Origin of the sequence: Pseudoflavonifractor sp. MSJ-30 (assembly GCF_018918045.1) — a bacterium.
Taxonomy (GTDB): Bacteria; Bacillota; Clostridia; order Oscillospirales; family Oscillospiraceae; genus Faecousia.
Map to the genome: position 1 here is coordinate 64,109 of NZ_JAHLPU010000018.1, position 12,345 is coordinate 76,453.

At 56.1% G+C, this 12,345-nt stretch carries 12 protein-coding genes; 2 read left to right on the forward strand and 10 right to left on the reverse strand.

Annotated elements, in window-relative coordinates; translation table 11 throughout:
• Positions 1 to 10: 10 nt before the first annotated feature.
• Genes KQI10_RS02595 through KQI10_RS02625 form a run of 7 tightly spaced genes read right to left on the reverse strand, consistent with a single transcriptional unit; the run spans position 11 to position 6,343 of the window.
• A complete protein-coding gene (locus KQI10_RS02595) occupies positions 11 to 751 on the reverse strand; it encodes an adenosylcobinamide-GDP ribazoletransferase (RefSeq protein WP_216565845.1) in 741 nt (246 codons plus the stop codon).
• On the reverse strand, positions 748 to 1,293 hold the full coding sequence (locus tag KQI10_RS02600; protein ID WP_216565846.1) for a bifunctional adenosylcobinamide kinase/adenosylcobinamide-phosphate guanylyltransferase: 546 nt from the start codon (positions 1,291 to 1,293) through the stop codon (positions 748 to 750). Before KQI10_RS02600 ends, KQI10_RS02595 begins: the two co-directional genes overlap by 4 nt.
• The gene (gene cobT / locus KQI10_RS02605; protein WP_216565847.1) at positions 1,290 to 2,378 is read right to left on the reverse strand and encodes a nicotinate-nucleotide--dimethylbenzimidazole phosphoribosyltransferase; all 1,089 of its coding nucleotides are present in this window, start codon (positions 2,376 to 2,378) and stop codon (positions 1,290 to 1,292) included. Before cobT ends, KQI10_RS02600 begins: the two co-directional genes overlap by 4 nt.
• Before the next feature lie 2 nt (positions 2,379 to 2,380).
• Entirely contained in the window at positions 2,381 to 3,139 is a 759-nt protein-coding gene (locus KQI10_RS02610) for a sugar phosphate isomerase/epimerase (protein WP_216565848.1), read from the reverse strand.
• Positions 3,136 to 3,846, reverse strand: a complete 711-nt coding sequence (locus KQI10_RS02615) for an ECF transporter S component (RefSeq protein WP_216565849.1) — start codon at positions 3,844 to 3,846, stop codon at positions 3,136 to 3,138. The genes KQI10_RS02610 and KQI10_RS02615 overlap by 4 nt, the downstream gene beginning before the upstream one ends.
• The gene (locus KQI10_RS02620) at positions 3,843 to 5,501 is read right to left on the reverse strand and encodes an ABC transporter ATP-binding protein (RefSeq protein ID WP_216565850.1); all 1,659 of its coding nucleotides are present in this window, start codon (positions 5,499 to 5,501) and stop codon (positions 3,843 to 3,845) included. Before KQI10_RS02620 ends, KQI10_RS02615 begins: the two co-directional genes overlap by 4 nt.
• Complete coding sequence (locus KQI10_RS02625; RefSeq protein WP_216565851.1) at positions 5,474 to 6,343, reverse strand: energy-coupling factor transporter transmembrane protein EcfT; 870 nt, start codon at positions 6,341 to 6,343, stop codon at positions 5,474 to 5,476. Before KQI10_RS02625 ends, KQI10_RS02620 begins: the two co-directional genes overlap by 28 nt.
• Before the next feature lie 181 nt (positions 6,344 to 6,524).
• On the opposite strand from KQI10_RS02625, the gene KQI10_RS02630 reads away from it, so the two are divergent.
• A complete protein-coding gene (locus KQI10_RS02630; protein WP_216565852.1) occupies positions 6,525 to 6,953 on the forward strand; it encodes a DUF4430 domain-containing protein in 429 nt (142 codons plus the stop codon).
• 133 nt (positions 6,954 to 7,086) lie between these two features.
• Entirely contained in the window at positions 7,087 to 8,769 is a 1,683-nt protein-coding gene (locus KQI10_RS02635; protein WP_216565853.1) for a phospho-sugar mutase, read from the forward strand.
• A gap of 46 nt (positions 8,770 to 8,815) precedes the next feature.
• Here KQI10_RS02635 and KQI10_RS02640 read toward each other — a convergent pair whose 3' ends face one another.
• From KQI10_RS02640 to ftsX, 3 genes are all read right to left on the reverse strand, one after another.
• Positions 8,816 to 9,979 (reverse strand): S41 family peptidase, encoded by a 1,164-nt coding sequence (locus KQI10_RS02640; protein WP_216565854.1) that lies wholly within the window; start codon positions 9,977 to 9,979, stop codon positions 8,816 to 8,818.
• 72 nt (positions 9,980 to 10,051) lie between these two features.
• The gene (locus tag KQI10_RS02645; protein WP_216565855.1) at positions 10,052 to 11,347 is read right to left on the reverse strand and encodes a murein hydrolase activator EnvC; all 1,296 of its coding nucleotides are present in this window, start codon (positions 11,345 to 11,347) and stop codon (positions 10,052 to 10,054) included.
• A gap of 107 nt (positions 11,348 to 11,454) precedes the next feature.
• Entirely contained in the window at positions 11,455 to 12,342 is an 888-nt protein-coding gene (gene ftsX, locus KQI10_RS02650; RefSeq protein WP_216565856.1) for a permease-like cell division protein FtsX, read from the reverse strand.
• Positions 12,343 to 12,345: the final 3 nt, after the last annotated feature.

Consider the following 12,345-nt stretch of genomic DNA (forward strand, 5'->3'; position numbering starts at 1 on the left):
AGAAGCCTCCTTACAGAATGGCCAGAGCCCCCAGGGCCGCCAGCTCAGAAATGGTCAGTGCGTAACCGGAAATATCCCCGTTCATCCCCTCCAGCGACCGGTAGGCTCTTCGAAGGGCCAGGGCGTACCCCGCCATCTGAACAAGCGGCACAAGCCCGGCGCGAAGCCCCAGGCAAAACGCAAAGGTCAGGGCCGCCGCCAGAAAAGCGCAGGGAATCAGCACATCCGCCGGTTTCGCCCGCTTCTCTACATACTGGCTGGTGGACATCTTCGGCAGTACGGAAACAGCCAATGCGCTGCCGCAGCGGCTGACTACCGGAATGACGATCAGCACCCGAAGCTCCGTTTCCTTGTCAAACGATGCGCAGAAAGCAAATTGGCACAGGATCAGCAGCACAACGCCGATAACGGCGAAGGAACCTACATGAGAATCCTTCAGAATCTCTCTGCGCCGTGCCAGATCCCGGTAGGATCTTACGGCATCGGTCACATCCATAAAGCCATCCAGATGTATGAAGCCTGTCGCGAAAAAGGGTATCGCGCACAGAGCAATGCCGGTCACCGCCTGAGGAAGGCCCAGCAGGCCGCACAGCAGCCCCAAAGCCCACCAGAATAACCCGATCTCCAACCCTACCAGAGGCAGGCACCACAGGAGCTTATCCCGGGCATCCTCATCCCAGATTTTACAGGGACAGGGAATGGCGCAGAACATAGACTGGCACATGAAAAAAGCGTGCAGGAACTGCTTCATAGCCCGATGCCCCCTTTGTGAATAATATGGCTTCCGGCGCTGACTTCAATGACCGTATCCGAAATCCCTGCCAGAAACCGATCCAGCTGAGCAAGGCCCCGCCGGTAAATCTCCGTTTCCTCGCCGTATTTCATAGCGTCGGAATAGATATAATCACTGACCAGCACTATATTTTTAACCTGGCCGCAAAGCGCTTCCAGCCCTGCCTGGCACCGGTCCGGGGCCGCCGGATCCAGCTTCCATGTCGTCGGGTCCGGGTAAAGCTCATTCAGCAGCAAGGCTGTGACGCTGTCCAGCAGGAAGGTTCCCTCCTTATCGGTGTGCTCCAGGCATTTGGCAATGTCCCTTCCCTGTTCCAGCGTCTCAAAGCCCAGCCCGGCCCGGTCGACCAAATGATGCCGGATGCGGTCCCGGTCCTCTTCGTCGCAGGGAATCATGGTGGCAAGGTAATAGTGCTTCCCGCCATTTGCCAGCTTCACCGCCAGGTCCTGGGCGTAGGAGGATTTGCCGTTTTTGGCTCCGCCCGTAATGAAGACGATCATTTTGGGTCCTCCACAGTGAACTTGTCCCCTTCCCGGATCTCGTCCAGGTAGCCATCGTCAATGCCCGCCTGGTCAAAGGTCGCCATGTCGTTGATAACGGCGCAGGCGGCGTCCAGAACCTGAAACGCCAACGGGCAGCCGCTGCCTTCGCCCAGTCGCATCCCCAGCAGGAAGATGGGCTGCAGGCCCAAGGCCTCCATGGCGAGCTTGTAGCCGATTTCATAAGAGGCGTGGCTGGGCACCAGGTAATCCCTGACTGTGGGGCACAGCCGCACAGCGCACAGGGCCGCCACCACGGAGATAAAGCCATCAATGACCATAGGCCGATGGCTCGCCGCGCCGCCCAGGAACGCGCCGCACATGGCGGCCAGATCAAAGCCGCCAACCTTCCGCAGCACATCCACGGGATCCGCAGGATCAGGCTTGTTCAGCGCGATGGCGTCAGCGATGACCTGCTTCTTCTTCCGGAAGGATTCGTCCGTAATGCCGCCGCCCCGGCCTGTGACCGTCTCCACGCCGACACCCAGCAGAACAGCCAGGACTGCCGAGGAAGTGGTCGTATTGCCGATGCCCATTTCGCCAACGCCCATGGCATCGGCGTCCGTCTGCATGGCAAGCTCCGCACCGGTCAGAATGGCCTGGATGGCTTGTTCCCGGGTCATGGCGGGTCCCCTGACGATATTCTGGGTTCCGAAGGCAATTTTCTTATTCAGGACCTTCGGTTCATGAATGACGGCATTGACGCCCACATCACACACCGTAATGCCGGAACCAAAGTGCTTCGCCAGCACGGAAGCCCCGGTCTTCGCCCGGGTCAGATTGATGGTCTGCATCAGGGTCACAGACTGGGGGGCACTGGAAACGCCCTCTTCCACAACGCCGTTGTCCGCGGCAAACACAAGCAGGTGGGTCTTGTTCATGGAATTATGGACCTCTCCGGTGATGCCTGCCAGCTGAATGGACAGTTCCTCCAGCCGCCCCAGGCTCTCGGGGGGTTTGGCAAGCGCTGCCTGCCGAAGCTTCGCGGCGGCCATAGCCTCCTGAGAGAGAGGCTGAATGGATGCAAGTAAGTTTTCCAGCGTCATTTTTATTCCTCCAATATTCCCTGCTGAAGCAGCCACTGGGCACCTTGTTTGCCGTCTATCACTTCCAGTGTGTAGCTGGCGTCGGGGCACAGGGCCTCCGCCCGGGTCAAAAATTCTTTCATTGAGATTGTCCCCTGATCCAGGGGGCTGTGGGTGTCAGAATTACGGTCATTGTTGTGGATATGGAAATGACCAAGCCAGGGAGACAGCGTATCCAGCCACTGCTCCACCGGGATTTCGGAACAGATATGGGCATGGCCCACATCCAGGCAGAGCCGGAACCGGGGGTCATCCACCCCGGCAGCAATGTCTGCCATCCACTGCGGATCAGATTCCATGACGTTTTCAATGTAGAGGGTCACATTCTCCGGGATCTTTTTCAGAAAATCCTTCCAGAAAAGAATGGACTGCTCCGTATACCAGCAAGGATAATAGACGTGGGGCAGATAGCCGCCGTGAAAAACCATTCTTTTCGCACCGTAAACCATGGACATCTGAACAGCCTGCAAATAGCGCTTTGCCGCAAGGTCTCGGGCAAGCGAGTCAATGGCACAGGGGAAAAGCTCGTTGAAGGGGCCATGAAAGACCCGATTGGAAACATTCCGAACCTGTGCGTCCACTTTCGGCTTTGTTTCCGACAGAAGCATATCCATATTCATGGCCGTGCAGTAATCCGCAATTTCTATGCCCACCCCAAGCTCCCGAGCGGCGGCCCCGGCCTTTGAATCTATCGTGGAAAGAAAGAGCTGTTCCCGTTTCATAAATTGCCCTCTTCTTTCTGCATCATGCCGTATTTTTTCTGAATGCGGTTCAGCTTATACAGCAGGGGTTTGGTCAGCACCATCAGCGTCACACCGCAGCCCAGGCCGTGGATCAGGTTCACCGGCACACCCCGGCCGAAAATGACCAGCGCATTGGCCCAGGTCAGCTTGCTGAGTACCGTGAACACAGTACAGCAGTCCAGCAAGGGGCCCACGATCAGCAGAATGGACAGAAATCCGAAAACACCCAGCAGCCAGGGCCTGCACCACTTCTGGCGGCCATAGAAAACCAGCCCTGCCCAGAAGCCGGCAAAGCCATAGGCAAACATCTGCCATGGAGTCCAAGGGCCCTGGCTGAAGAAGAAGTTGCTGGCAAAAGCGGAGATGGCCCCGGTCAAAAAGCCCGCCTGAGGGCCAAAGGCGATGCCCGTAATCATAATAACGGCGGTAATTGCTTTGAAATAGGGAATAAACGCAAAGGCCACCCGGGAAGCCGTCGCCAGCGCCGCCATGACCGCCAAGGTCACAAGCTCCCGGGATTGAGGCTTTCTGGATTCAAAGGAGGCAAAGAAGGGCAGCATAATTTCGATGATCACCAGCGTACTGGTCAGGTAGTACCAGCGCCCTTTGATATGGCTGCCGAAATAGAGCGTCGCCGGAATCAGCAGAAAAATGGTCAGGATGGAAAACAGGGTGGATTTTTTCATTGCCCATCCCCCAGATTCTCTTTGTACAACGCTGTTACATCCTCCGCGGTGACGGCATTTTCAAAAATACAGCGGCTCATGCGGTTAGAGGACGTGGTATAGAAGCTGTTGGAGCCGAAGAATTCTCTGGGGCGGCCGGAGGCAATGATCTGCCCGTCAAAGAACATGGCGGCAATGTCCGCATGCTCCGCGCAGAACTCAATATCGTGGGAGACCATAACGATGGTCATCCCCTCCCCTGTCAACCGCTTCAATGTCCTGGCGAACCGGGCCTTAAAGCCGCAGTCCAGGCCTTTCGTAGGCTCGTCCAACAGAAGGAGCCTGGGATTCGTCAGCAGCACCTTGGCCAGAGCCACCCGCTGCTGCTCGCCGCCGGAGAGGTCATAGGGGTGGGCATCCAGCAAGTGGGTGATCTCACACAGCTCCGCAGCATGAATTTGTGCCTGCTTGTCCGGGTTCATCTCCTCCAGCTCCTCCCGAACATTCTGCTTCACAAACAGATTGGTGGGGTCCTGCGGCAGCATGGAAAGGCAGTTCCGGAACAACTCGCCCCGTGGGTATTTCTTAGTCTCTTTTCCAAAGACCTGGATTTTCCCGCGGTAGGGCTTGCTGGCTCCGCAGATTGTCCGCAGGGTGGTGGATTTTCCCACTCCGTTGCCGCCAACAATGGTATACAGGCATCCGGAGGGAACCGTCATGGTCAGGCCCTTCAGAACATCCGGGGACTGCTTTTCGTAGCGCAGCCATACATTCTCAATGTGCAAAGCCGGTTCGGTTTTCGGCAGCTCCGGTAATGGCGGCAGGGTGCGAACCGCGGGCTTTTTTTCGCCGAAGACATCCGTAAGCCAATTCCGCCCTTCCCGGACGGTCAACGGCGCTGTCCCGGTGCCGCCGCACTGGTAAAACGAACGCATGGGCGCCGGGAGCATGGGGAACAGCGGACTTCGGGCGTCAAACAGACTGTGTCCGATCTCCCTGGGACCGGCGTTTGCCGCCAGATGCCCTTTCTCCATCACAAGGACTCTGTCCGCTACCGGAAAAATGTCCTCTGCCCGATGCTCTGTGATCAGGACGGTAATTCCCAATTCCTGATTGATCTTTTTCAGGGTGTTCAGGAAATCCGACGCGGCAATTGGATCCAGCTGGGCTGTCGGTTCATCCAGGATCAGGATTTCCGGCTGCATGGCCATAATAGAAGCCAAATTCAGCAGTTGCTTCTGGCCGCCGGAAAGCTGAGAAATGTCCCGATGGTACCAGCTTTGAATGCCGAAAAAGCTGGCCATTTCCGCTACCCGCAGACCGATGGTCTCCCGGGAGACACCCAGATTTTCCAGACCGAAGGCCAGCTCATGCCAGACTTTATCGGTGACGATCTGATCATCGGGATTCTGCATAACATAGCCGATGGCCGAGGCCTGCTTTGCCCCATCCACCTGCTCCAAAGGGACGCCGTTGTAGAGAATTTCTCCCCGGCAGCTTCCGGTCGGGGTCAGGACGGATTTCAGATGCCGCAAAAGCGTGGTCTTTCCGCAGCCGCTGTTGCCGCAGAGCAGCACATACTCACCTTTGCTGATGGAAAAAGACACGTCCACAATGGTTTCCCTGACCGCGTCCGGATAGGAAAAGCTCAGGTTTCGAATTTCAAGTTGTTCCATACAATTGCCTCCCGAAGATACATGATCGAAGGGACCAGCAGCAGCGCACAGTAGGCCGGAAATCCCAGGGTAACATAGTCGCAGTAAAAATAAGGGGTAAAGCCCGCTTCCGTGCCCCCAAGGGCCAACACAAGAGCAGCGAGCAACGCAATAAGACCAACCAGAAAGGCGTCACTTTTGCGGAAACAATAGATGTGGAAATTGGTACGTTTGGCGCAGCCATAGCCCCGGGCCCGCATGGAGTCTGCCGTCACGATGCTCCCCTCTAATGCCCAGTCTGTCAAGGCAGAAACAATACTGATTCCGCTTTTGATCTGGTCCTTCCGGGACTCTGTAGCGTCCGCGCCCTTACCGATGGCGCTGCGGGCCACAATAATCTGTTTGGTTTTTCTGGTAAAGGACGGAATCAGCCGCAGCACCATCACCAGCAGCAGCGACAGCGCCGGGATCAGATTTCCAAAGAGCGCCGTGAATTTATCGCTGGTCAAAACCTCGCTGTAGCAGCCGAACCAGATCATCGTCAGGGCAAAAATAACGCCCAGAGCCGCGCCGTAGGCCATGGCCTCCAGGGTATAAGGTCTTCCAAAAAGGCGGAACAGGATATGCTCTCCGGATGTATTGATCAGAGGATTCAGCAGCGTAATGAGCACCAACATACCGGCCATGGAGCCGATAAAGGAAAGCCCCTGTCTTCCCTTCAAAAGCAGGTAATAGAGCGAGGCCCCCAGAAAACCGGCAATCGCGTAGGCCGGATGCTGAATGACCACACCGAAGCCGATCACTGTCACAAAATAGAGGAAGTTTACAGCCGGATGGCATCTGGAAAAGGAATCCTGCGACATGGGTTCACATCCTTCTTTCAAATTGGCACAATTATACCAAAATTCCGTTGGAAAAGCAATGGGCAATGCAACTACCGTGTATCCGCAAAAAAGCATTGCCTTTTTTGCCCGGATATGGTATAATACGGCTGCTTTTTAGAGGAGACTTCGGAAAGCAAATTTTTATAAGGAGTTTTATACTATGAAAAAAGTATTCTCTGCTATTCTGTGCATGGTTCTTGTGCTGACGCTGTGCTTCGGCATGGTCGCCTGCGGCAAAAAGGCCCCTGAGGCCACAGAAGCTACCGTTGCCACCATGGTGGAGGGCCAGACCTACGGCGAGGGCGCTACCGCTTTCACTTTCACTGTCACCGACCTGGACAAGAACACCACCACTGTTACCATTAAGACCGACGAAGAAACTGTCGGCGCCGCTCTGGTGAAACTGGGCCTGGTTTCCGGCTCTGACAGTGAGTACGGCCTGATGGTCGATACCGTCAATGGCATCACTCTGGACTACAACAAGGACGGCAAGTACTGGGCCTTCTACATCAACGGCGAGTATGCCACGACCGGCGTGGACTCCACCCCTGTGGAAGCTGATGCCACCTACGCTTTCGTTGCCGAATAAGCGAACCTCTCTCTGCCCCGGAAGAATCCGGGGCAGTTTTCTTTTGCCCCGGAAGATTGACAATGCACCAAAAATGAATTATAGTTGTATCGGTAATATCACCCTGCATTTTTAATTAGGAAAGGTGAAGAGAATGTATTTAGACGATTACAAGCGCTGGTCCGCCGCGGAATTGGAGGATCCCGCGCTGTCCCGGGAACTGGAAGAAATCTCCGGCAACGATGAGCAGATCAGGGATCGGTTTGCCGTTGCTCTGAAGTTCGGCACTGCCGGTCTGCGTGGCGTTCTGGGCGCAGGCACCAATCGAATGAATATCTATGTGGTCCGGCAGGCGACCCAGGGCCTGGCCAACTGGGTAAAAACCCAGAGCGGAAGCCAGCTGGTTGCCATTTCCTACGACAGCCGCATCAATTCCGATGTCTTTGCCAGAACCGCCGCCTGTGTGCTGGCCGCCAACGGCATCCATGTCCGCATTTACGATGCGCTGATGCCCGTTCCCGCCCTGAGTTTTGCCACCCGGTATTATAAGGCCAACGCCGGCATTATGATTACAGCCTCTCATAATCCAGCCAAATACAACGGCTATAAGGCCTACGGCCCCGACGGCTGCCAGATGACCGATGACGCCGCCGCTATTGTCTACGCCGAAATTCAGAAGACCGATGTACTCACCGGCGCCAAGCTGATTTCCTTTGAGGAAGGGCTGTCTTCCGGCCTCATTCAGTATGTGGGTGAGGACTGCAAGGAAGCTCTGTACGATGCCATCAAAGCCCGCTCTGTCCGGCCCGGCCTGTGCAAGACTGCCGGGTTGAAGCTGGTCTATTCCCCCCTGAACGGTTCCGGGTTGGTACCTGTGACCCGGGTCCTTCACGACATCGGTATTGACGATATCACCATCGTCCCCGAGCAGCAGTATCCGGACGGCAACTTCCCCACCTGTCCCTACCCGAATCCCGAGATCTTCGAGGCGCTGAGGCTGGGTCTGGAGCTGGCAGAAAAGAGCGGTGCGGACCTGATGCTGGCGACAGATCCGGATGCGGATCGGGTGGGCATCGCCATCCGCTGCCCGGACGGCAGCTATGAGCTGGTTTCCGGCAACGAGGTGGGCGTTCTGCTGCTGGACTACATTTGTCAGGCCCGCATTGAAAAGGGCACCATGCCAAAAAATCCCGTAGCCGTCAAGTCCATTGTCTCCACGCCTTTGGCTGACGCGGTTGCCAAGAGCTACGGTGTGGAAATGCGCAGTGTTCTGACGGGCTTCAAGTGGATTGGAGACCAGATTGCCCAGCTGGAGGCCGCCGGTCAGGTAGACCGGTTCATCTTCGGCTTTGAGGAGAGTTACGGCTACCTGGCAGGCCCCTATGTCAGGGACAAGGACGCGATCATCGGCTCCATGCTGATCTGTGAAATGGCCGCCTACTACCGCTCCATCGGCTCCTCCATCAAGGAGCGGCTGGAGGCCATCTACGCCAAGTTTGGCCGGTATCTGAACAAGGTGGATTCCTATGAGTTCCCGGGTCTATCCGGTATGGAGAAGATGTCCGGCATCATGGACAGCCTGCGGAAGAACCCGCCTGCCGAGATTGGCGGTTATAATGTTGTCAGCGTCACGGACTATCAGGATTCCGAAAAGACCGGCCTGCCTAAGGCCAACGTTCTGATTTACGCCTTGGAAGGCGGCGCAACTGTAGTCGTTCGTCCCTCCGGTACAGAACCCAAGATCAAGACCTATTTCACCACTCTGGGCAAAGATCTTACTCAGGCCGAGGCCCAAAAGGAACAGCTGGCCGGGGCTTTGAAACCGCTTCTGGCATAAATCTCATAAAAAATGCGTCCCGATCGTTCGGGGCGCATTTTTTATATCACGGTCTTACGACCTTGTCCATCAGGTATTCCAGGGCCGCCTGGAGTTGGGTATCGTTTTCCGGCTCCAGCATGCCGTTGTAGAGCAGTGCCTCGGATTCGTCATCCAGTCTGACCTCCACATCCGGGATCAGGCCGACGCCCTCCAGGTTGTTGCCGTGGCCGGTGTAGTAGCGGCCAATGGACAGGCCCACAGCGGAGCCGTCCGTAAAGCGGAAGACATTCTGATAAAAGCCCTTACCGCTGGTAGGCTGCCCAAAGGTTTTCGCGGCACCGTACTCGCTGAGATCCGCAGCAAACAGTTCAGCGGCGGAATAGGAGTTTTCGTTGATGAGCACAGCCATGGGAACATTCAGGCATTTTTCATCGGAGGTCATGGTCTCATCACTGCCGTCCGTACCAACGGTGCGCATCAGGTCACCCGCAGGCAGCAGGTAGTCCAGAACCTTGACCAGCTCGTCCGCATAGCCGCCGGGATTATTCCGAACGTCAAACAGGAGCATATCCGCCCCCTGTTCCAATACATCCTCTATGGCCGCAATGGTCTCCTGGGCACAGCGCTCGTCAAAGTTGCGGATGGTCACAAGGCCTACATGCTCGTTCAGCAGCCTGGCCGAGGCAACGACTGTCTCCATCCGCTTCCGGGTCATATAAAGGCTGATGCCATCGCCGCTGCGCAGGACGGTCACCGTTACGGAGGTTCCCTCTTCGCCCTTGATCATAGCGGAAACCTCAGAGATGGTCATACCCTCCACGCTGGTTCCGTCTACCTGAACGATGATGTCCCCCAGTTCCATGCCCGCCTCAGCCGCCGGGCCGCCTGCCTGCACCGCAACGACCTCCAGTCCTGTGCCGTCTTCCGTGGCCTGGACCGTGACGCCGATGCCCACATAGGCATTGGCGGAATTGTCCGCAAAGTCGTCATATTCAGACGCGGGGATATAGTAGCTCCAGCGGTCTCCCATGGCTTGCACCATGGCATCAGCCGCCGCGTCCTCAATTGCCGTCTGATCCGGTTCCCCGGCAAATCGAGTCAGAATCAGGTCTTCCAGGTCCAGCAGCTTGCTGCTCTCTGTTCCGGAGTAGACAAATGCCAGAGTCGCCCCGCAGGCCAGTGCCGCAACCAGCACATAGGAAAGCACGATCAGAATCTTCTTTTTCATTTCCTTCACTCCTCTTGGTTTTCTATAGAATACTTCCCACATTTCAGCTCGGAAATGTGGGAAGTACAGGCATTACAGAGAAACGTAGGCGCAGGGATTCACATAAGCGCCATTGTAGGCAATGCCGAAGTGCAGGTGGTATCCGGTGGCAATTCCGGTACGGCCCACATAGCCGATCAGCTGCCCGGCGGAAACCGCCTGTCCGGCGCTGACCACATAATTGTTCAAGTGCATGTAAATGGAGGAAAAACCATCGCCGTGGTTGATGGTCACGTAATATCCGGCAGCGTTGGAATAGGTCGTCGTTGTGACAATGCCGGAACGGGACGCGTAAACAGGCGTATTTGCGGGGGCCGCCAGGTCAACACCCTGATGGTAGCTGGACGCGCCCGCCGTAGGGGAGGTCCGGAAACCAAAGGGGCTGGACATATAGGTGTAACTGCAGGGCCGGAGCCAGCTGCCGCCGGAGGACGGCGTGGAACTGCCGTTGTTGCCGCTGCCGCCGCTGTTGCCGCCGGATGGAGCGGTTGTCGCGGGAGCGACGGTGGTGTAGGTTGCCATATAGGCCAGCCACTCCTGATGCTTGGCGGCGTTGTATTCCTTTTCCATCTGGGCAATCTGCTTCAGCAGATCCTGATCTTCGGATTCCAATTCATCCTGCAATCCCTCAATCTCCTGCCCCTTGGCGACCAGCTCAGCAATGACGCCGTCAGCCTCTTCCCGCTTGGCGTCCAGCTCGGCCTGGGTAGAGTTGAGTTCTTCCTTGGTCTGCTCCAGATCCGCCTTTTCCGTTGCCAACTCTTCCTGCGCTGTGGCTACGGCCTTTGTAGCCTCGTCCAGAGCCTCCAGACGGCGGTTATCCGAGGCGGCGATCTCTTCGATCATGCTCATTCTGTCCAGCAGGTCAGAGAAGCTGTTGGCCTTGAAGAGGACCTCCCAATAGCTCAGGGTTCCCTCTTCCTCCATGGTGCGGATTCGTGTCTTGTATTCTTCGTTCAGATTGTCGTAGTTTTCCTGAGCCGCGTCCAGTTCGTCCTGCTTGTCCGCAATTAGAACGCCGTAGGCAGTGATCTGCTCGTTGATATTGTCTACCTGGGCATGCAGCAGACCGATTTCCTGATCAATCAGGTTTTTTCTGGCTACGATATCCGAAATTTCGTCTTCATTGGCCTTGTACTGATCCTGCAGTTCTTTCATCTGGCTCTTCATTTCCGTCCGCTTCTCCTGCAGACCGTTGATCTGCTTGCGGATCTCGCTGGAGGAAGCGGCATAGGCCTTTGTGGGCATCAGACTGAGAACCAGCGTCAGTACCATGATCGCAGCCATAACAGCTGCCAGAATGGAAACCAATTTCTTACGATTTTTCATAAAGCCTCCTTTGGATACTATCCGATGTATGCCGTTGGTCCGGCACAGGCTTCGGCGCGGAATACGCCAAAGCGCAAATTGGTTTGGACACCGAAAGTCATTTGGAATCAGACATCCATGAACTTTCGGATAGAGGTCCAGCTGCCGACGATGCCGACAAACAGGCCTGCGGCGGCAAATACAAGAATCATGGGCACCAGCAGTGTCTCAAAAGGCACGAAGGTAAAGAGCTTCAGGGCATCCACCGTGGAAATCTTTTCCACCAGGGCATCATAGCCGATCCATTCCAGACCGAAGGCCAGAACGGCACCCATCATACCCAAAGTGAAGCCCTCGACCATAAAGGGCAGCCGGATAAAGCCGTTGGTTGCGCCCACCATCTTCATAATGGCAATCTCATCCCGCCGATCATACATGGCCAGCTTGACCGTATTGGAAATAATCAGAAGAGAGATGACCAGCAGCACCGCAATCAGCGCCACGGAGGCGATGTGCAGTACCTGCTGAATGGTGCTAAAGCCCTGGGCAAGAGCGTAGGCAGCCTTGGTATCGGCCACGCCGGGGATCTGCCGCAGCTGAGCATCGGTCTGCTCCATCAGCGTGTTGTCTTCCAGAGTCACCACATAGCGGTGCCGCAGATCGGTGGGCTGAACGCCATTAAAGGCGGAGTCGCCATTGTGGTCCTCAACGAAATCCTGCAGTGCCTGTTCCCGGGACACAAAGGTGGACTGCAGAACGTTATTCAGCGCATTGATCTTCGTGCCGATGCTTCTTGCCTCGGCGTCAGACAGGTCGCTGTCCACATACACAAGGATTTCGCTGGTCTGGTTCAGATCCTGGACCATAACATCCAGGTTGTATGCCAGAATGGAGAAGCTGCCCACGATGATCAGGCAAGCCACCGTAACGCACACGGCGGCGAAGGACATAAAGCCATGGAGGAAAATGCCCTTGAAGCCCTCCTTCAAAAGATATCCGATATTGCTGAATTTCATGGT